The organism is Clostridium sp. LBM24168, from assembly GCF_052953915.1.
Map to the genome: position 1 here is coordinate 510,034 of NZ_CP196861.1, position 20,725 is coordinate 530,758.

Here is a 20,725-nt window from a genome sequence, read left to right on the forward strand (position 1 = left end):
GCTTTTTTATATAGACAAAATATGAGTTAGCTGATATAAGATTATTGATTGAAATTTGCTGTGCTATAATATTTATGTAAAACTGTGGTTAGGAGCGATTAAAATGTCCGATATAAAATTATTTAAAATAGATGATAAAGTAGAAGAACTGCCAGCTAAATGGGCAACATTGGAGAGAGAATTGCAAACACTAATTGAAAAAAATATGTCTGTATTTTTTGGTGTCAACTTTCTTAAAAGTGAATACACAACATCAAATGGAGGACGTATAGATAGCTTAGGTATAGATGAAAATAATTGTTCTGTAATTTTTGAATATAAAAGAGCTAGCAATGAAAATGTAATAAATCAAGGATTGTTTTATCTGGATTGGTTTTTGGATCATAAAGCTGATTTTGAACTTTTAGTTATGAATACATTAGGAAAGGAATTCTCGGATAAGCTTGATTGGAGTATGCCACGCCTTATTTGCATAGCAGGAGACTTTACTAAATATGATGAATATGCTGTAAAACAAATAAATAGAAATATAGATTTAATACGATATAAGAAATTTGGAGAGAAACTTTTGATGTTTGACCTGATAAATTCTAATGTAGCTACAGCATTTAAGGACACAAATACAGAAAAAGTAGTTAAACAGAGTACAGATAAAACTTTTGATGAACAATTGGAAACGACGAGTTCAAAATTAAGAGAATTGTATTATTCTATTAGAGACTATATTTTGGCACTGGGTGATGATGTTACGGAAAATAAATTAAAATTATATAGTGCATTTAAGAAAATAAAAAATATTGTATGTGTAGAAGTTAAAATGAAAAGTATAGTACTATATTTAAGGTTAGACCCTGAAGAGATTGTTCTTGAAGATGGATTTACAAGAGATGTAAGTAAAATTGGACATTGGGCAACTGGAGATTTGGAACTCACAATAAAAAATGCTAAGGATTTTGAGAAGGCTAAGGAATATATTGATAAGGCTTATGAAATGAACTAAGTAAGTTTTATTTTTAATAAATAGTAAGTAGAAATTTAATAGGGTAGTATTATTACCGTTTATGTAGAAGTATTTATGTTGCTTAATGTAGAACACGTGCATAAAGATAAGAGCCAATGAGAAAATATACTGATCGAGAAAGCTTGAAAGATTTTTAGAAAATTATATAGTGTGTTTTGTATTTCTCTTAGGCCATGAGTTTTGGATGAAAATTTGATTTTTGGGAGTGTACATAAATATAAGAACACTTATATCTGATTAGAAAGGTCAAATTAGTATGATTATGCATATATGAAATAAGAAAGTAATACTGATATTAAATATATTTTTACTAATAATATGTTAAAAATATTAATAAAACTGAATATATTTAAATATGATGAGAAAACATGTTGATATTATTCGCTAAAAGGAATATAATATGCATTGTTAATCGTCATAGAAGTGGAGGAATATATATATGGAATACATTTCTGTATCAGAAATAGCAAATGAGTGGAATCTTTCTAAAAGACGTGTTCAGATACTATGTTCACAAGGAAGAATTATTGACGCCAAGAGGATAGGCAATATGTGGGTAGTCCCAATAAATTCTAAAAAGCCTAATGATGCTAGACGCAAAGAAAAAGATGATAAAAGTAATATTACCCCCAATATTACTAATCCTATTCGAATGGCTAGGAATGATATAAAAAAATTGTTAAATGATGTAGTTAAGGTTTTGAAGAAAAATAATTTTCATAAGGAAGAAATTAGAAAATATATAATTGTGTCATTAGCAACTACATTACTTAACTATTATATAAGTAATGAAAATGAAAAAGTCGAAGTTGGCTTTAATGGCAAAGAAGCACAATCCTTAATTAAGGAGTATTATTTTAACTCGAAATGTTTCAATGATGAAAGTAAATTATGGGCAATAGCATACATAGCAAATAAATTTTATCCAATTATTAAAAGACATAAATATTGCTTAGATGATATGCTTTCTTGGGCATATCAATATTTAAACAAACTATTGGGAAATGATAAATTTGCAAATACTCAGTTTTTTACTGAAAAATATATGCTTACTTATTTAATTGATAAGCTCGAAATTATAAAAGACAACGAAAGAATATTAGATCCAGCATGTGGTGGAGGTAACTTTTTGTTATATGCACTTGATGTAATTTGTGACAATAAAATTCAATCAAAGATAGGGCAAAAAGATATTTTAAAAATTATACAAGATGCTTTAAATAGACTAATAGGATATGATTTAGATAAAGAAATTGCTATAGTAGCATCAATTAATTTAAAGCTTAAAGCTTTATCTATAATGTTAAATAAAGGTATAAATGTTAATATTAAAATATGGAGTAATCTTAATACTAATATATATTTTTCTGTTTTTGATAATATCTTAGGCTTTTTAGATGTAGAAGTAGATATACATAAAATACAGAATACTTGTAATAAAGAAGAAGCATTATTAAGTGATATTTTAAGAGAATCAAAATATATTATAACAAACCCACCTTTTCAAACTGTTAAGGGAATGAATGAAGATTTAAAAGAATATTTAAAGATAAATTATCCGTTGGCAAAATGCGATGTGTGCAATGCTTTTTTAGAACAAATACTTCGGAATTTGAAAGTAAATGGAAAGTGTGGAGTAGTAACTCAAAACAGCTGGATGTTTTTAGATACATTTACTGATTTTAGAAAAAAACTTATTAAAAACTATACTATTAAATCTGTTGTTGAACTAGGTTCTAATTCTTTTTATGATCTCAATGGAGAGAAAGCTAGTGTTGCACTTATAATATTTGAAAAGAATTTAAAAATAAACAATCAATTAGAGTTTATTGGAATTAAAAATGAAAGTTTAGGTTTTAAAGAATCAGTGTTATCATGTAATAATGAAATAATGAATTATAAGAGCAAATTTGCACAAAAGGATTTCTTAAATAATAAAAATTATAGATTAGATTTTTTAAGCACTGGGAAAATTAAAGAAGCATTTAGTATACTTCCAATGTATGGTGAATTTGCAACACCGATGCAAGGTACATCAACTGGTAATTCTGCAGAACTTATAGACTATTTCTGGAATCATTTTTCAGATGAAGAATGGGCATTAGTTAGTAAAGGTGGAGGATATAGTAGATGGAATGGTTTAAATCATTATAAATTAAAGTGGGGTAAAGATGGAGAATATATTAAATCAACAAAAGGATCCGCAATGCGAAATGTGAAATATTTTGATTGCACTGAGTTGGTATTTAGTGATACTGGTACTTCTGGGTTAAACGTTAGATTACTTAAAAGGAGACAATTGTTTGTTGCTTCTGGTCCTGGAATACGAATTAATGAAGGTAACAAATATGCCCATATTGCTTTATTAAATTCCAGGATATATTCATATTATCTTAAAATTATATCTCCCAAATTAACAATTGCAGCAGGATATATTGCTAAAATACCTACAGTAAAGCAATTAATAAATTCATCTTCTTTAGCTATTGCAGCAAAGCGTTGTTGTGAGTTGAAAAATAGTTTTTTATGTAAAAGGCCTACTAATTTTGAATACAAATCATTAAATATTGTTAAAAATATGCAGCCTATAAAACAATTAGCTGTAAATGAATTTTTGGATGATATTAAAATTGAATTAGAACGTTTGAAATTGGAGTACGAAATAGATTGTGAAGTGATGAATGCTTATAGCTTTTCAAAAATAGAACTTAATAAGATTAAAGAAGAAGTAGGGGTATGTGCTTTTGATAGTTCAAATAATATTGTTATTGATTCAATAGGGAATCTAGATAAAGAAATAAATGATCTTTTAAATATTAATTGCGAGTTGAAGCGGACTAGAAGTTCTAAAACATCTTTAGGATGTGATGGAATTATAGAATTTTTGGTTGATAAACATTCATATAGTCCAATTAGCTTATGTAATTTTTTAGAAAAAAATGTTGATAAATTTTCGCAAGTAATAAATAAATATAAGTATTTTGTAATGCATAGAATAGTGCTTAACTTAGTAATGTATAATCCAGAAAATGGAGTAGAACATAAGTCTATTAATGATGATTATATAGTACGAAATTGTGGAATCTGCAAAAGTGAATTGGGCAAGCTTTTAACATGGATCAAAACTGACTTTAATAATTATCATAAAACTGCTTTTTGTAAAAATCCGTTTCTAAGATATGAAGAGGATATAAAAACATTAAAATTTATTAAATAGGAAGAGGTTAAATTTTGAAGATAATAGAAACTTTAATTAAAACAATATCTACTCTGATATCAAATATATTAAAACAAAACTATGAAAATATTGAATTAGTAAAAAGTACTCAATTTAAAGTTACCTATTTGACTTTTTCTATAATAAATTATAAAAAGTTAAAGAAGAAGGCTAATTTATGTAATAATACAATAGAGTTGGCTATACGTGAAATGCATTCATTAGGACTGATAAGTGATGGCATGTTAGAATATTATGAACATTTTCAAAGTGAACTTAATGATGAACTATATTTTATATTTAAGAATACAAATAGTGAAGATATTGACCTAGTAAATTTGTATCAAGATATGCTAACATATGATTTAAAAATTAATGGAAATGTAATTGAAATGCATACTGATAAGAACTCTAGGAATGTAAAAGGTTCTTATTATACTCCAAAAGAATTTGCAATAAATATAACAAGAAAGGCAATGGATAGGTTTATAGAAAAAAATATTGGTATTAAAAATTATTCTTATACTAATTTAGATTTTGATAAGCAAAATAATGTTGAAAAGTTAATAGAAAATGCAAAAATTATTGATTTGTCATGTGGAGGTGGAGACTTTTTCTTTGCTGTATTAGATTATATTTCAAGATATATATCAAAGTCACATGAATATTGTGTAAGGGTAATTAATAATATGTGGGGAATTGATGTTGATCCGATTGCAATTCAATTAACTATATCTAATTTGATTAAATTTTCAGGAAGTATAAATAATATTCAACGAATAAATTCACATTTTATTATCGGAAATCCTTTAATTTTTAATAATAAACATTATAATATAGATGAAAAAATAGAACTTGCTGCATTATCTAGAATATATAATGAGAATATGGGTATTAATCTTAAATACATGTTAAATAACCAAAAATTTGACATTATACTTGGAAATCCGCCATGGGAAAAGATTAGGCTTGAAGAAAAAAAGTTTTTTAAAAATATTTATCCTCCAATTTCGGAAATTGCACAAAAAAATCATAGACTTGTAGCAATAAACAATTTGAAAGATAAAATGCCTTATGTGTATAAGCATTATTCAAATATTGCTTCTGATTACTCAAATATAAAAAAAATTATTACGAGTAATAGTTTATTGAAATTTTCACTTAATGGGGAACTTAATACCTATTCATTGTTTGCAGAGCTATCTACAACAATATTAAATAGAAATGGAGTTTCAGCTCTTGTGCTAAAAGGAGCAATAGTTACATCTTCGAATAATAGCAAGTTATTCAATTATTTTATTTCTTCAAATTTAATTAATTCAATATACTGTTTTGATAATAAAAATAAAATTTTTAATATAGATTCAAGAGAAAAATTTTGTGTAATTATTTTTGAAAAATGTGGAAACAAACTATTTGAATTGGCTATGGGACTCACTGATATGAGAGAAATATTATCAACTGAAATGGTTAAGATGGATGCAAAAACTCTGTTAATATTAAATCCAGAAACAGGTATGTTGCCTAATATAACTGATAAATCTGATATTGAGTTTTTGATAAAAGCATACAATAAATATCCGCGATTTGAAGAAGTTTTTCCAGATTGTAAATTTGGTAGGATTGTACATTTAACAGCTCATGCTGAAGCTATTTTAAAAGAAGCGACAGATAAGAATTTACCTATATATGAAGGAAAATTTATAGAGCAGTATGATGGTAGGTTTTCAACATTTAAAGATATGACAAATGAAGAAAAATATCGTAATAAGGCATCTTCTCGTAGAATTAGTTTAGAAAAGGATGTCCCCAAAAAAGAATTACCTGTATCAAGATACTATATTAAAAAAGACTTTTGGAAGTCATTATCTAAAAAATATAATAAAAAGTATTCATTAATGTGGAGAAGTTTAACTTCTAGTACTAATACGCGAACTACTATAGCAACGATATTACCGCATATGCCTACAAGCCAATCTATTCAACTTTTACAGACTGAGAATACAGAAAATCTTATATTAATGTTAGCTTTATTTAACTCAATTGTGTTTGACTACTTTGTAAGGTTAAAGCTTTCTGGTATTGATTTAACTCAAAGTGTTATAAAACAAATTCCTGTGCCAGAGGTTATAGATTTTGAAAAAATAATTCTTTTTAAAAATGTTACTAAGAGTATTAAATATCACATATTTGATAGAGTATATACATTATTACATGATGATGAAAGATTAGAAGGGTTATTTTCGGATATATCATACAAGCCAATAATTGTATACGATAGGTTTATAGATAAGAAAAAAGTTATGAGTGAAATAGATATTTTAGTTTCAAAATCATATAAGATAAAACTACAGACATTAAACAGTATTGCTAAACACTTTCCTAACTTTTATAGTGAAGAACAAATTAAAAAATTTTTTAGCATTGGGCAAAATATTTAAAAATGTTAAACTTTATTCTCTATCAAAATAACCCTTGATTTTAGACAGTTTTATATTTTTTGAAAATTATAGCAGTATGTATAAAGACATACTGCTATATATTTACAAGTTGTTTATTAACATGCCATATTGTTTTGAGTTTGTACTATTTCCATTGCAAGCATATACTTGGCTATTTGCTCTTAAATTATCTATTTGTTTTCCATCTACTACAGAAAGAATGTAGTAATTAGTTGAAACTTTTTTAAACACTAATATGTTATTTACAAATCGTGTTTTACCAAACTGTGATAGAGACTGTGTATTTTTAGCATTAGATCCTTTAAGCTGTAATCTCCAAGAACCATTATTATCTGCAAATAATATAGTACTAGGATAATAATCAACGTCTTCAAAATTAATAGTTAAATTCTTTTCTTCAGAATGTGGGGTAGGATTTATATCAAAAAATAAAACACCGCCATACATCTGATTTTGTTGAGGCATTTCATAACGAGTTCCAGTAGCAGTCCCACCCATGATTGTCCCAACCATTGATAAATCAAGAATGTTTCTTGAACCACCAGTGGAAGCTCTCATTTCGAACCAGAAAGTTTCGTACGATTCAAATTCAGTGAGTATAGGAGTATGTTGTGGTGTTAATGCATTGGTTTGCATAGTATTAATTGATTCATAAGTTGGTGAATTTTCGGAAATAATATTATCTTTTGTATAGTTATTTGGTAATGGAGGGGCTTTAAAGGATTCTGATCCAAAAAGTTTTGTATGGCTTTTATTTGTAGCAGTGCTGATAGTTTGGGATATACCTGAATTTATAGTTTCTTCTTTTAATATATATTGCTCATTAAGTAAAACATTAATGATATCAGCATCACTAATTTTTATAGAGCATGGATAATCATTGTTTGAATATGTGTTTAATAAAGTAAGAATTTTAGAGAATTCCATATTATGGAGTGGATCTGAAAGATTATAATTGAAAAGCATGGTAGTTTCATAGTTTGTCCAAAGTCCTCCACTAGTTAAGTTATTTGAGCCTATTGCAACAAAAGCGTTATATTGTGAGTAAAATGCATAAATTTTATGATGAAATGTATGAGAAAGATTTTCTGAATGTACTATATAAAGTTCATCGCAAATATTGTAAAGTTCTTCTAAAGCTTCATATGAAGTGTTTCTTTGATCGATTCCTATAAAGGCTTTTATAATTCCACCATTTGATTTAAATGCTAACAATGATGTTTTTAAACGTAAAACTCCACTAAGTTTTGCATAAGCAGAAACCATAGTAAAGGATGAATATCCATAATTTGCAGTTAAATAATTATTAAGTAAGTCACCTAAAGCACCTTCATAAGGCTGATTAAGAATATTCAAAATAAATTGTCCCCCTTCGTTAAAAAATTATATATTATAACATTTAATTCATTAAAAAGCTTAAAGTGTACATATTGAAATTATATCATAAAGTGGATTATTGTGGAGAAATAATTTAATGCGATTGTGAAATTATATTATAATTTGGTGTAAATTTGATGGGCAAGGTTAATTTAAATAAGATAGCAATTACCGCTATATTTATGTAAAGTTTTACTTGTGGGGCTAAATTATATTACATATTTTTAAAGGAATTTTTTAGCTTATGTAGAATCTGGGAAGAATGTATTTTTGTCGCACTATAAGGATTTAAATAATAATCCACAAATATCAATATTGGATGATAATAGTAATATAACTTTATTGTGTAAAGATTTGTTTAAAGTAAAAGAAAATTTTCAAAGTAATCCCAAAAATAGAGTAGATATATATATATTCCAGTTTCTTCTGCTAATCAATTGGCTGATAAAATAACTGAAATATGTGGATCTGAAGAAGTAGCTAATAATAACTATACTGATCCAAATAACTATAATAAAGGATTTAGAGATATTCCTAAAATTCAAAAAGCTAGTAAGGATTTGTATAAAACTGCAAAGTTTGAAATTTCTAGAGAAAAAGTTTTGGGGAATTCTTATTATGTTTTTATTAATCATGAAAGTCCTAAAGGGAGTTTTAATACAATGAATTCAAATGAAATTCATATTGCCATTGGATTATAGAAAAGACAAGGTCAGTTGCTTAAGTTAGATATTATAGAAGTTAATGTACCTGAGAATGAACTAATGAAAAAAGAAAAAAATCCTGTTACCAAATCTAATGGAATTTTGAAGATTACTTTTTCTAAAGAAGAAGCAATAAAACTTGCATCTGCAATAAGAAACTAAATATTTATCAATTAGAAATATAAAATGTTTAAATAAGATAGTCAAGAATAAAACACTAGGTACAACAGTATCTGGTGTTTTTCTTTGCCCAATTTTACGATCTATTGACATAATATAGATGTTAAAGCTCCATTTTTGTTTGAAGATACTTATATTTTTAATGTTAAAATGGATAAGTTGCAAAGTTTATATGAGAAAGCTTTAAAACAAATAAAAGAAGGGAAGTTTAAAAACTATCTTTTTTAATTGAAAAATTTAGCAGTTTCCTCTTGACAATGGAAACTGTTTCCTTTACAATAATGTTATCAGATATGCGAACACGCTATAATGCGTAGAGAGGTAATAAGATGGATGATATATTTAGTTTTGGAAAATTTATAGCAGATAAAAGAAAAAAACTTGGAATAACATTGAGAGGAATGGCCGCTGAACTAGGAATTGCTCCCGCATATCTCAGTGACATTGAAAAAGGCAGAAGATATCCGCCGGATATGGATAGGCTTATACAAATAGCTGAAATTTTAAAATTAACTGAGGATGAAAAACATACAATGTTTGATTTAGCAGGAGAAGGTAAGAACACTATAGCACCTGATCTTCCGGAATACATTATGTCGTCTAAAAAAGTCAGGGTGGCATTAAGAAAAGCTAGAGAAGTTGCGACAGAGGAGGATTGGGATGAGTTTGTTAAAAAGCTAACTGAAAAAGGAGGCAAAGTCTAGTGCACATTGAAGTTAAAAGAAAAAGTAACGGTCTGCCAATTCTTTCTAAAGATGATATTGAAGAAATTGCAGAAGCATACTTAGGGGATTTTGATTCAAAAATATTAGAAGAACCTATGCCAACACCAATAGAAGAATTTTTAGAAAATTATTTACATCTTGAAGTTGATTATGCAGATATAACACCAGATGGAAGTGTTCTTGGATTAACAACTTTTAACAACGGAATTCTTACTGTATACGATTTAGAAAAAGGTAAGTACAAGGATATATATGTAAAAAAAGGTACTGTAGTTATAAACAATGGTTTACTTACAGAAGATCAAGAAGGAAGATGCAGGTTTACCAATGCACATGAATGTGGCCACTGGATGCTGCATAGAGAAATGTTTGAGACACATGAAGAGCAGATTAATATTTTTGATATGTTAGATAATGAAGAAGTTAAATCAATAAAGTGTCTGAAAAGAAGTTTTGAAGATTATTCAGAGAAAAGGACATTTAAAACAGACACTGACTGGATGGAATGGCAGGCAAATTATACATCATCATGTTTGATAATGCCTAAAAAGACATTTATAATAGCGGCACAAAACATATTTAAAGAAGTCGGTATTGGTGATGGTTATATAACTTTAGATAGAGATTTTGATACTTATGAATTTGCAAATGATATGTCTAGAGAACTTGCTGGAATATTTAATGTATCAATACAGGCAGCTTCAATTAGGCTAAAGCAATTAAAACTTGTAAGAGAAGAAACAGCACAATTAGCATATTGCTAATGTGCTGTTAAGTACATACTTTTTTTAACTTTATGTTAGCAAATTAGCTAACAAGCATAAAAGGTAACACAAGAGGGGGATGATTATGGATTTAAATTCTTCAAAATTGAAAGAACTAATGGAGGTAAATGGTTTATCTCAAAATAAGTTAGCTGCCAAGGCTAATGTATCAAAAGGAACTATAAGTAGGGTTCTTAGTGGAAAAAGGGGAGTAGGCCGTAAGGTTGCAAGTGGACTTTTAAGAGTATTTCCAGAAGAGTCAGCAGATACTTTATTTAAAAAGAAAGGGGTGTTATAGATGGATATTAATATTAGGGTGAGAGTTGATTCTCCAGATATTATGAATGCTTTACTAGCTTTAGCTGAAGCATTACCACAAATGAAAACAGGGGTTCAAATAAATGAAGAACCTAAAGAAGTACAAGCATCAAAAGAAAAGGAAGAAGTTAAAACTACAACTTTAGAAGAGGTGAGGGCAGTACTTGCACAACTTGCACAAAATGGCAAGCAGAAAGAGGTGAAAGAACTTATTAAAAAATTTGGTGGTAAAAAATTAACTGATATACCAAAGGATAAATACTCTGAGTTATTAAAAGAAGCGGAGTTGATTTAATGGGCGAACATGCACTTTTATCGGCTTCAAGCTCTCATAGGTGGATAGCATGTCCACCTTCTGCAAGGCTTGAAGAAAACTTTGAAAACAAGAGTAGTGTCTTTGCAAAAGAGGGAACTGCTGCTCATGCATTAGCGGAATATAAATTAAAGAAATACCTTGGAATAAAGATCAAAAAGCTTAAAAGTGAATTTGATGAAAAGGAACTGGAATATTATACAGACATTTATTTTAATTATGGCTGTGAGCTTATAGCAGAAGCTAAAGCTAGATCAAAAGATCCAATTATACTTGTGGAACAGAAACTTGATTTTTCAAATTGCGTACCTAAAGGTTTTGGTACAGGAGATCTTGTTATTGTTTCAGATAAGATTCTAGATATTGTTGATTTGAAATATGGAAAAGGTGTAGAAGTTTCAGGTGCTCATAATCCCCAAATGATGCTGTATGCCATAGGTGCTCTGAACTTATTTGACAGCCTTTATGACATTGAAAAAGTTAGAATGACTATTTGCCAGCCGAGACTTGATAACATATCAACTTTTGAAATTACTGTAGATGACTTGATTAAATGGGCAGAAGATGTAGTAAAGCCAAAAGCAGATCTTGCCATAAAAGGTGAAGGAGAATTTTGTGCTGGAGAGCACTGCAGGTTTTGTAGGGCTAAATTTAATTGTAGAGCAAGAACAGAAGAAAACATGAAAATGGCACAATATGATTTTAGAAAAGGTCCGCTTTTAAATGATGATGAAATTGCAGAAATATTATCAGGCATAGATGAACTACAAAAATGGGCAAATGATATCCAAGCCTATGCACTTGATAAAGCTGTAAATGAAAATAAGAAATGGGATGGTTTTAAGTTAGTAGAGGGAAGAAGCAGCAGAAAATATAGTGATGAAGAAGCTGTTTCTAAAACTTTAATAGATGCAGGATATAAAGAAGAAGATATATATTCTAAAAACTTATTAGGTATTACAGCCATGGAAAAAGCTATGGGTAAAAAGAAGTTTAAGGAATTACTTAATAATTTAGTTTACAAACCCCAAGGTAAATTAACATTGGTGGTTGAGAGTGATAAGAGACCAGAAATAAAAAATACTGCAGAGTTAGATTTTAAATAAAGGAGAAGTGATAGTTATGATGTCAAATTTAACAAAGGTAATAACCGGTGTAGGAAGATTTAGTTATGCAAATGTATGGGAAGCAAAGAGTATTAATGGTGGAGATGCAAAGTATTCTGTGAGCTTCATTATTCCAAAATCAGATAAGGCTACAATTAAAAAGATTAAAGCTGCTATTGAAGAGGCAAAACAGGAAGGTACATCGAAACTTGGTGGTAAGATACCGTCTAATCTGAAGATTCCTCTTAGAGATGGAGATATAGACAAACCTGATGATGAAGCCTATGCAGACAGCTATTTTATAAATGCTAACAGCAACATAAAGCCTGGAATTGTGGATAAAAATGTACAGCCTATATTAGATCAGAGTGAATTTTATAGTGGATGTTATGGCAGAGCCAGTGTTGTATTTTATGCCTATAATGCAAATGGAAATAAGGGTATAGCCTGTGGACTTCAGAATCTACAAAAGTTAAAAGACGGAGAACCACTAGGAGGAAGAAGTAAAGCTGAGGAGGATTTTGAACCAGTAGAAGTTGAAGATAATTTTTTAGACTAATAGGGAGAGAAATCTCCCTGACCTATTTAGGAGATGGTTAATTGTTAGCTATTGATGTTGAAACATATTCCAGCATAGATCTTATAAAATGCGGAGTCTATGCTTATGTAGAAGCTTCAGACTTTGAAATTTTATTATTTGCATATGCTTATGATGATAACCATGTTGAAATTATAGATTTAGTTTGTGGTGAGAAATTACCACAAGCTGTAATAGGAGATGTGATTAATCCTAAGATTATTAAAACTGCTTTTAACGCTAACTTTGAAAGAACTTGTCTAGCAAAATATCTAAGTAAACCTATGCCACCGGAGCAGTGGAGATGCAGTGCTGTTCATTCACTTGAATTAGGACTTCCAACAAGTCTTGATAAAGTAGCTAAATGTATGAGTCTTGAACAGCAAAAAATGAGCGAAGGAAAAGCTCTCCTTAGATACTTTTCTATGCCCTGTAAGCCTACCAAATCTAATAATGGAAGAACCCGCAATCTGCCAGAACATAATAGAGAAAAATGGGAGATATTTAAAAGATACTGCAAACAGGATGTAGAAGTTGAAAGAACTATAAGAAAAAAGTTAGATAGGTATCCAGCTGCAGAAAATGAATGGAAGCTGTGGGCACTAGACCAAAAAATAAATGATGGTGGGGTTAAGATAGATAAATCGTTAGTTTACAATGCTATAAAGTGTGACGAAGCCTATCAAAATGAAAAAACAAAAGAAGCTGCAGCTTTAACAAATCTTAAAAATCCAAATAGTCCGTCTCAATTAAAAGTGTGGCTTGAAACTAAAGGTATAAAGGTTAAAAGCTTATCCAAAGAAAAGGTAAAAGAATTACTAGGAGAAGTAGAAGATGATAAGGTTAAAAGAGTGCTTGAGCTCAGACAAGAATTATCTAAAACTTCTGTTAAAAAATATGAAGCTATGGAAAGGGCTATGTGCCATGATGAAAGAGTGATGGGACTTATGAAATTTTATGGAGCAAATAGAACTGGACGGTGGAGTTCTAAATTAGTTCAAACTCAAAATTTACCAAGAAATAATATGGATAATTTAGAAGATGCACGTATGCTCCTTAAAACAGGAAATTTTGAGATGTTAGAAATTTTATTTGATAGTATACCGGATGTTTTATCACAACTTATAAGGACAGCTTTTATTCCATCACAAAACTCAAGATTTGTCGTATCAGATTTTAGTGCCATTGAAGCTAGAGTTATAGCCTGGCTTGCAGGAGAAAAGTGGGTTATAGATACATTTAAAAGTAGTGGAAAGATTTATGAAATGACAGCAAGTAAGATGTTTGGAGTGCCAATTGAAAAGATAGTAAAGGGAAATCCTGAATATGCATTAAGGCAGAAAGGTAAAGTAGCAACGCTTGCCTGTGGATATCAAGGAAGCAGTGGTGCACTTATAGCTATGGGAGCTGTAAAGATGGGATTGAAGGAAGAAGAGCTTCCAGAAATTGTTGCAGCCTGGAGAAAATCAAACTCTAATATAGTAAGACTTTGGAAGAAAATTGAGACAGCAGCAATAAAGTCAGTAGATGAAAAGAAAGTAGTGAAAATGCAGTATGGACTTGAATTTTCATGTAGGGGTGGAGTTTTATTTATTAAACTTCCATCAGGCAGGAGTCTTGCTTATGTAAGACCTAGAATTGAAACAGATGTTAGATTTAATAAGCCTAAGCTTACTTATGAGGGAATAGAACAGGGAACTAAACAGTGGGGAAGACTCAGTACTTATGGAGGAAAGCTTACTGAAAATATAGTTCAGGCAATTGCAAGGGACTGTCTGGCAGAAGCTATGCTAAGACTCGATAAAGCGGGATACAAGATAGTTTTCCATGTTCATGATGAAGTGATATTAGATGTACCAAATGGCTTTGGATCATTAAATGAAGTAAATAAAATCATGGGGGAATCTATAGAATGGGCTCCCGGACTTCCACTAAAGGCAGACGGGTTTGAAACAAGTTATTATAAAAAAGATTAAGCAAGGTGGTGAAAAGTATGAACACTGAGGTTAATTCTAAAATAAAATTGAAGAATGATGGAGTTATTAATATTGCTGTAGGTAGAAATCGCAAAGAATTAAAATGGAAGAATAAACAAATGAAATGGTCAGAATTTTTAGATAGAGTGAGTCAAACTACAAGGACAGCAGAAACCTACGAAGAATATAAAAAACTTTTAAAGGGTGAGCAGGATAACGTTAAAGATGTTGGCGGCTTTGTTGGTGGTACTTTAAAAAATGGAAGAAGAAAAAGTAATTCACTATTAAATAGATGCCTTCTTACTTTAGATGTTGATTATGGAAAAGAGGGATTATGGGATACCATTGAAATGTTATTTGATTTTGGATGCTGTATATATACAACCCATAAGCACAGCAAAAATAAGCCGAGGTTCAGGTTGATCATTCCTCTAAGCAGAACAGTAAACCCAGAGGAGTACGGAGCTGTGTCCAGAATGGTTGCAAAGGATATAGGTATAGATTATTTTGATGATACAACATATGAACCTTCAAGGCTTATGTACTGGCCTTCTACATCACAAGATGGAGAATTTGTTTTTGAATATATAGATGAAAAGTGGTTAAATCCAGATGAAGTTTTAAATAAATATGAAGATTGGCATGATACTTCATTTTGGCCTGAATCTTCGAGAAGTATAAAAAAGAGAGAAAAGTTGGCAGATAAGCAGGGAAATCCAAGAGAAAAAGGCGGCATAATAGGAGCTTTCTGCAGAAGTTATACAGTAATGGATGCTGTAGAAAAGTTTTTAAGCGACATCTATGTGCCATGTGCTGATAACAATAGATACACTTATACTAAAGGTTCAACTTCAGGGGGACTTGTTATTTATGAAAATGGTGACTTTGCTTATTCTCACCATGGAACAGATCCAGTGTCAGGGAAACTTTGCAATGCCTTTGATTTAGTGAGATTCCATAAGTTTGGCAGTCTAGATGAAGATGTTAAAGAAGGAACGCCAGTTGTAAAACTTCCGTCATATCAGGCTATGATGGATTTTGTAAGAAAAGATGAAAAGGTAAAGGTTACTCTAGGAGAAGAAAGGTTGAATGCAGTAAAGGAGGACTTTACTTTAATAAATGATTTAAGAGATGTAGATACAGAATGGTTAAAATTACTTGAAGTTGATAAAAGAGGTTTTTATAAATCTACAATAGGAAATATAGTTTTAATACTTGAAAATGATCCTTATTTAAAAGAGAAGATAGCTTTAAATGAGTTTTCACATAGAACTGTTATAAAAGGAGATCTTCCATGGCATAAGCTAAAGAACATAGAAGAAGGGGAAACGTGGAAGGACAGTGATGATGCAGCCTTAAGATATTATATTGAAAAAGTATATGATATAACGTCACCTACAAAGATAAATGATGCACTGCTTATTGTAGAAGAAAAAAATAAATATCATCCAATAAGAGACTACCTTGAAGAAATTGCTTGGGATGGCACAAGGAGAATTGAAACATTATTTATTGATTATCTTGGCGCGGAGAACAATGTTTACACAAGAATAGTAACTAGAAAAGCTATGGTTGCGGCAGTAGCTCGTGTATTTGTACCGGGAATAAAGTTTGATTATATGCTGGTTTTAGTTGGAAAGCAGGGTATAGGAAAAAGTCATATTATAAGCTTGTTAGGCCAAAGTTGGTATTCAGATTCTTTAAATACAGTGCAGGGAAAGGAAGCTTACGAACAGCTTCAAGATGCATGGCTTATTGAAATGGCTGAATTATCTGCAACAAAGAAAGCAGAAGCTGAAGCAGTAAAACATTTTATATCAAAACGAGAGGACATTTATAGAGTTGCCTATGGTAAAAGGGTTACTAAATTTCCAAGGCAATGCGTATTCTTTGGGACTACTAATGATAATGATTTTTTAAGAGATAAGACAGGAAATAGGCGCTATTGGCCTGTAGTTGTAGGAATAAACAAAAGTAATAAAAATTTGTGGACAGATATGACTCAAAATGAAATAGACCAAATATGGGCCGAAGCTTTGAAGCTGTGGAGAAATGGAGAAAAATTATTTCTTACACCTGACTTAGAAAAAGAAGCTGTTAAGGTTCAAGAACAGCATACAGAGGAAAGTTCTAAAGAAGGTTTAATTAGAGAGTACCTTGATAGGTTGCTACCTGAAAATTGGGGCGACCTTGATATTGGAGCACGAAGAATGTTTATCCATGATACTGATTTTGGAAAGGCAAAAGAAGGAACTGTCAAAAGGGATAGAGTGTGCGCAATGGAAATATGGGTGGAGCTTTTTCAAGCAGATCCAAAGCAAATGACACCCGCCCAGTCAAGAGAGATTAATGACATTTTAAGAAAGATTGAAGGGTGGCAGCCCTATTCTAAGGGAAGTGGAAAACTTAAATTTGGTAAAAACTATGGACTTCAAAGAGCATTTATAAGAACGTATCCTTAAGAAAAAATAGGATATCCTTAAGTATCTATTAATAGATTTTTTAGTAGCGTATCTATTGTATCCTTAAAAATATAAAGTTCCTATAAGCATAATATTTATAAAAATTAAAGTATCTTAAATATCCATAAAAACATGGTATAGATACGGTTAAGGATACCATTTAAATTTAGAAATATAAGGCTTTAAGACTATTAGTATCTTATATATCCTTATTACTATATATAGGTATATAAAATATAGAAATACCTATATACACATATCCTATATACGCGCCCGCGTAAGGAAAACAGCCTATTAAAGATACTGTGGATATCTTTGAAAGAAGGTATGAAATGTTAGAAAGTAAAGTAGAAAATAGGTTAAAAGTTGAAGTTGAAAAATGTGGTGGTATGGCACTAAAGTTTGTATCACCGGGTTTAGCAGGTGTAGCAGATAGAATTGTTTTAATGCCAAAAGGAAAAGTTGCATTTGTAGAACTTAAAGCACCGGGCAAAAAAATGAGAGCTCTGCAGCTTAAAAGAAAAAAACAGCTTGAAACTTTAGGCTTTAAAGTTTACCTAATAGATAGTTTTAAAGCAGTTAATGATTTTATTCAGGAGATGATGCTGTGATTTATAAACCTCATAATTATCAGAAGTATGCTGCACAGTGGATTTTAGATAAAGAAAAAGCAGGACTTTTAATGGACATGGGACTTGGGAAGACCGTAGTAACACTTACAGCCATAGATGAACTTATGTATGACTATTTTGATGTTATAAAAGTTTTGGTTATAGCTCCACTCAGAGTAGCGGAAGATACCTGGACCAGCGAAAGTGAAAAGTGGGATCATTTAAAACATCTAAAAATATCAAAGGTACTAGGAACAGAGAAAGAACGTACGGCAGCATTAAATCATAAAGCAGATATTTATGTTATAAACAGAGAAAATGTGGTGTGGCTTGTGAAATATTATGGGAGATATTGGCCTTTTGATATGGTTGTTATAGATGAACTTTCAAGTTTTAAGTCTTCAAAATCTCAAAGATTTAAGGCATTAAGAAAAGTAAAACCTAAAAGAATAGTAGGACTTACAGGAACACCAGCACCAAACGGACTTATGGATTTATGGTCAGAGATTTATCTTTTAGATGGAGGAGAAAGACTTGGAAGAACAATAACAGGATATAGAGAAAGATATTTTTTACCGGATAAAAGAAATCAAAGTGTTATTTTTAGTTATAAGCCTAAAGAAGGGGTAAAAGAACATATTTATGAAAAATTAAAAGATATATGTGTAAGCATGAAAGCAGAAGATTATTTAAAACTTCCAGATAGGATAAATAATATAATAAAAATTAATTTATCAAAAGCAGCAATGAATAAGTACAAGCAGCTAGAAAGAGATTTACTTCTTCCATTTAAAGATTCAGATGTAGTTGCAAATAATGCTGCTGTACTTACAAATAAGTTACTTCAAATGGCAAATGGTGCTGTATATGATGAGAATGGTGATGTTTTAGAAATTCATGATGAAAAACTTAAAGCTTTAGAGGATGTTATTGAAGCTGCTAATGGAAAGTCAGTACTTATATTTTATTCCTATAAACATGATAGAGATAGGCTTCAGAAATATTTTAAAGCAAAAGAATTAAAAACATCAGAGGATATTAAAGCTTGGAATAGAGGAGAAATTCCTATAATGTTAGTGCATCCAGCATCAGCAGGACATGGACTTAATCTTCAGGCAGGAGGAAATATAATAGTTTGGTTTGGACTTACCTGGAGCCTAGAACTTTATCAGCAAGCTAATGCCAGATTATATAGGCAAGGACAAAAACAAAATGTAATAGTGCATCATTTAGTAGCAAAAGGAACTATGGATGAAGATGTAATGAAAGCACTTCAAAATAAAGAAGTAGGACAGGAAGCACTACTTCAGGTGGTAAAAGCAAGACTTAATAATATAAAGTGACGAGGAGGAATACACATGAAACTTGTTTATATATGCTCTCCACTTAGGGGATATGTTGAAAAGAATAAAGAACGTGCAAATAACTATTGTCACTTTGCTGTAAAAGAAGGGGTACTGCCACTTGCACCACATACAATATTTACACAGTTCCTTGATGATGATATTGAAGAAGAACGCAAAAAAGGAATGAATCTCGGACTTGAACTTTTAAAGCATTGTGATGAATTATGGGTCTTTGGAAATATGATATCTGATGGGATGAAAAGTGAAATTAAAATAGCTGAAAAACTTGAAATGCCTATAATAAGATTTAGCTTTGATTGTAAAAGAATATAGAGCTAGTTTAGGAGGGTTGTTATGGAAACCAGAGAATATGTGGAATATCTTTTGAAAAATTATCATCAAATAAAAAAGGAAATAGAGCAATTGATACTTTTATTAGAATCACCCATGTATGATTCAGAAGAGGAAACTATAGAAGGGTTAACATTCACAGCTCCACAGGGAGAAAGAGTAAATACAAGTGCCATTTCTGATAAAACATCAAAAATTGCTTTGGTTTATAAAGAAGTTAATGCAAAGCAAAGAACAGCAGGAAGAAAAGATATTGAAAAAATTATAAAAACTAATCAGTTTGAACTTATGAAATTAGAAAATTCAATAGAATGTTTAGATAAAACACTACAAGAAGTTATTAAAAAAATATACATTGATAAAAATAAAAGAGCTGATATCTGTAAGACATTATTTATTAGTGCCAATACTTTAAATAGATATAGGAAAAAAGGAATAGATGAAATAGTAGAGATATTTAAAACTTATAGGTTAGCCATTTAGAAGTGGTTAGCCTTTTGTTAAGTAATTCGTAAATGTATAATAATTTAGGTCAGAACAGGGTAAGTTAGGATAAGTTAGATTAATGAAAAATAGAGATAACAATAGAAAAATTAAGCTATTAATAGTTTATCAGAATATTTACCGTTAAATAGGTTAAGATAGAATTGACTTAGAGATGACTTAGGAGTAATATAGCTAATAAATGAGGAGGTAGAATTTATGAAAAAAAGATTTCAAATAACTCTTGCAATGATGGACCCAAAACCGGATATTACTATTGATTTTACGACTGAAGATTTAACAAATGATATTTTAAATGCACGAGACAATTTTAACATATATCATAAGGGTAAGCAAAAGCTTGAAATTATAAATATAAGTAAAGCTATGATAAACGTGGAGTTAGAAATAGAGGTTGAAGATGGAGAAGAAATAGAGCTTTACAGAAAGGTAGGTTTATTCTCAAGGCGTTTGCACAATAAGTTTGGATGGGAGCAGTACTCAAATACTCCAAACCGACTTTTAACTATTGTTTCTTCAAGGGAAGTGGATTTATCGTCTGATATTAGTATATCAGAAGTAAGAGGTGAAACAGAAGCTACACAATCTTTAAAAACTGGAGCAATACTGGATATGAAGAAAGAAAAGTTACGTTATTTATATGCCCAAAAGAGATATGTGGAGCTACAGATTCAAGAGTTGGAACAACAAGGAGTTAGCATTGAATAGATA

The 20,725-nt window shown here is 30.2% G+C and carries 18 protein-coding genes; 17 read left to right on the forward strand and 1 reads right to left on the reverse strand.

Annotated elements, in window-relative coordinates; all coding sequences use genetic code 11:
* Positions 1-103: 103 nt before the first annotated feature.
* From ACSVC9_RS02465 to ACSVC9_RS02475, 3 genes are all read left to right on the forward strand, one after another.
* Positions 104-1,000 (forward strand): DUF5655 domain-containing protein, encoded by an 897-nt coding sequence (locus ACSVC9_RS02465; RefSeq protein WP_446898807.1) that lies wholly within the window; start codon positions 104-106, stop codon positions 998-1,000.
* A 460-nt stretch (positions 1,001-1,460) separates the two neighbouring features.
* Positions 1,461-4,238, forward strand: a complete 2,778-nt coding sequence (locus ACSVC9_RS02470; protein WP_446898808.1) for an HsdM family class I SAM-dependent methyltransferase — start codon at positions 1,461-1,463, stop codon at positions 4,236-4,238.
* Between the two features lie 14 nt (positions 4,239-4,252).
* A complete protein-coding gene (locus ACSVC9_RS02475; protein ID WP_446898809.1) occupies positions 4,253-6,679 on the forward strand; it encodes an Eco57I restriction-modification methylase domain-containing protein in 2,427 nt (808 codons plus the stop codon).
* Positions 6,680-6,781: 102 nt separating this feature from the next.
* On the opposite strand, the gene ACSVC9_RS02480 is transcribed toward ACSVC9_RS02475, so the two are convergent.
* Complete coding sequence (locus ACSVC9_RS02480) at positions 6,782-8,056, reverse strand: hypothetical protein (protein WP_446898810.1); 1,275 nt, start codon at positions 8,054-8,056, stop codon at positions 6,782-6,784.
* Positions 8,057-8,514: 458 nt separating this feature from the next.
* Here ACSVC9_RS02480 and ACSVC9_RS02485 point away from each other — a divergent pair, with 458 nt between their 5' ends.
* The 14 genes from ACSVC9_RS02485 to ACSVC9_RS02550 all read left to right on the forward strand — a co-directional run bounded on the left by ACSVC9_RS02485 (position 8,515) and on the right by ACSVC9_RS02550 (position 20,722).
* Positions 8,515-8,778 carry a hypothetical protein gene (locus ACSVC9_RS02485; RefSeq protein ID WP_446898811.1) on the forward strand — a complete coding sequence of 88 codons (264 nt, stop codon included), beginning with the start codon at positions 8,515-8,517 and terminating at the stop codon, positions 8,776-8,778.
* Positions 8,779-9,290: 512 nt separating this feature from the next.
* Positions 9,291-9,665 carry a helix-turn-helix domain-containing protein gene (locus ACSVC9_RS02490; protein WP_446898812.1) on the forward strand — a complete coding sequence of 125 codons (375 nt, stop codon included), beginning with the start codon at positions 9,291-9,293 and terminating at the stop codon, positions 9,663-9,665.
* The gene (locus ACSVC9_RS02495) at positions 9,665-10,450 is read left to right on the forward strand and encodes an ImmA/IrrE family metallo-endopeptidase (RefSeq protein ID WP_446898813.1); all 786 of its coding nucleotides are present in this window, start codon (positions 9,665-9,667) and stop codon (positions 10,448-10,450) included. The genes ACSVC9_RS02490 and ACSVC9_RS02495 overlap by 1 nt, the downstream gene beginning before the upstream one ends.
* Before the next feature lie 85 nt (positions 10,451-10,535).
* A complete protein-coding gene (locus ACSVC9_RS02500; protein WP_446898814.1) occupies positions 10,536-10,748 on the forward strand; it encodes a helix-turn-helix domain-containing protein in 213 nt (70 codons plus the stop codon).
* Positions 10,749-11,063, forward strand: coding sequence for an rRNA biogenesis protein rrp5 (locus ACSVC9_RS02505; protein ID WP_446898815.1), 315 nt, complete (start codon positions 10,749-10,751; stop codon positions 11,061-11,063). It begins immediately after the preceding gene.
* Positions 11,063-12,187, forward strand: coding sequence for a DUF2800 domain-containing protein (locus ACSVC9_RS02510; RefSeq protein ID WP_446898816.1), 1,125 nt, complete (start codon positions 11,063-11,065; stop codon positions 12,185-12,187). The genes ACSVC9_RS02505 and ACSVC9_RS02510 overlap by 1 nt, the downstream gene beginning before the upstream one ends.
* Positions 12,188-12,203: 16 nt before the next feature.
* Positions 12,204-12,746 carry a DUF2815 family protein gene (locus ACSVC9_RS02515; protein ID WP_446898817.1) on the forward strand — a complete coding sequence of 181 codons (543 nt, stop codon included), beginning with the start codon at positions 12,204-12,206 and terminating at the stop codon, positions 12,744-12,746.
* Between the two features lie 41 nt (positions 12,747-12,787).
* Positions 12,788-14,740: a DNA polymerase gene (locus ACSVC9_RS02520; RefSeq protein WP_446898818.1), complete on the forward strand. Its 1,953-nt coding sequence runs from the start codon at positions 12,788-12,790 to the stop codon at positions 14,738-14,740.
* A 17-nt stretch (positions 14,741-14,757) separates the two neighbouring features.
* Positions 14,758-17,202 (forward strand): VapE domain-containing protein, encoded by a 2,445-nt coding sequence (locus ACSVC9_RS02525; protein WP_446898819.1) that lies wholly within the window; start codon positions 14,758-14,760, stop codon positions 17,200-17,202.
* Between the two features lie 332 nt (positions 17,203-17,534).
* Entirely contained in the window at positions 17,535-17,813 is a 279-nt protein-coding gene (locus ACSVC9_RS02530) for a VRR-NUC domain-containing protein (RefSeq protein WP_446898820.1), read from the forward strand.
* Positions 17,810-19,156 (forward strand): SNF2-related protein, encoded by a 1,347-nt coding sequence (locus tag ACSVC9_RS02535; protein ID WP_446898821.1) that lies wholly within the window; start codon positions 17,810-17,812, stop codon positions 19,154-19,156. Before ACSVC9_RS02530 ends, ACSVC9_RS02535 begins: the two co-directional genes overlap by 4 nt.
* A gap of 15 nt (positions 19,157-19,171) precedes the next feature.
* The gene (locus ACSVC9_RS02540; RefSeq protein ID WP_446898822.1) at positions 19,172-19,492 is read left to right on the forward strand and encodes a DUF7768 domain-containing protein; all 321 of its coding nucleotides are present in this window, start codon (positions 19,172-19,174) and stop codon (positions 19,490-19,492) included.
* 21 nt (positions 19,493-19,513) lie between these two features.
* Positions 19,514-19,993, forward strand: a complete 480-nt coding sequence (locus tag ACSVC9_RS02545) for a DUF1492 domain-containing protein (protein WP_446898823.1) — start codon at positions 19,514-19,516, stop codon at positions 19,991-19,993.
* A 219-nt stretch (positions 19,994-20,212) separates the two neighbouring features.
* Positions 20,213-20,722, forward strand: coding sequence for a hypothetical protein (locus ACSVC9_RS02550; protein WP_446898824.1), 510 nt, complete (start codon positions 20,213-20,215; stop codon positions 20,720-20,722).
* Positions 20,723-20,725: the final 3 nt, after the last annotated feature.

What these genes read in the sequence shown, in the direction of transcription:
- ACSVC9_RS02465 (WP_446898807.1), top strand. Translation starts at nt 104, where the DNA reads ATGTCCGATATAAAATTATTTAAAATAGATGATAAAGTAGAAGAACTG.
- ACSVC9_RS02515 (WP_446898817.1), top strand. Translation starts at nt 12,204, where the DNA reads ATGATGTCAAATTTAACAAAGGTAATAACCGGTGTAGGAAGATTTAGT.
- ACSVC9_RS02470 (WP_446898808.1), top strand. Translation starts at nt 1,461, where the DNA reads ATGGAATACATTTCTGTATCAGAAATAGCAAATGAGTGGAATCTTTCT.
- ACSVC9_RS02510 (WP_446898816.1), top strand. Translation starts at nt 11,063, where the DNA reads ATGGGCGAACATGCACTTTTATCGGCTTCAAGCTCTCATAGGTGGATA.
- ACSVC9_RS02545 (WP_446898823.1), top strand. Translation starts at nt 19,514, where the DNA reads ATGGAAACCAGAGAATATGTGGAATATCTTTTGAAAAATTATCATCAA.
- ACSVC9_RS02505 (WP_446898815.1), top strand. Translation starts at nt 10,749, where the DNA reads ATGGATATTAATATTAGGGTGAGAGTTGATTCTCCAGATATTATGAAT.
- ACSVC9_RS02525 (WP_446898819.1), top strand. Translation starts at nt 14,758, where the DNA reads ATGAACACTGAGGTTAATTCTAAAATAAAATTGAAGAATGATGGAGTT.
- ACSVC9_RS02500 (WP_446898814.1), top strand. Translation starts at nt 10,536, where the DNA reads ATGGATTTAAATTCTTCAAAATTGAAAGAACTAATGGAGGTAAATGGT.
- ACSVC9_RS02530 (WP_446898820.1), top strand. Translation starts at nt 17,535, where the DNA reads ATGTTAGAAAGTAAAGTAGAAAATAGGTTAAAAGTTGAAGTTGAAAAA.
- ACSVC9_RS02490 (WP_446898812.1), top strand. Translation starts at nt 9,291, where the DNA reads ATGGATGATATATTTAGTTTTGGAAAATTTATAGCAGATAAAAGAAAA.
- ACSVC9_RS02550 (WP_446898824.1), top strand. Translation starts at nt 20,213, where the DNA reads ATGAAAAAAAGATTTCAAATAACTCTTGCAATGATGGACCCAAAACCG.
- ACSVC9_RS02540 (WP_446898822.1), top strand. Translation starts at nt 19,172, where the DNA reads ATGAAACTTGTTTATATATGCTCTCCACTTAGGGGATATGTTGAAAAG.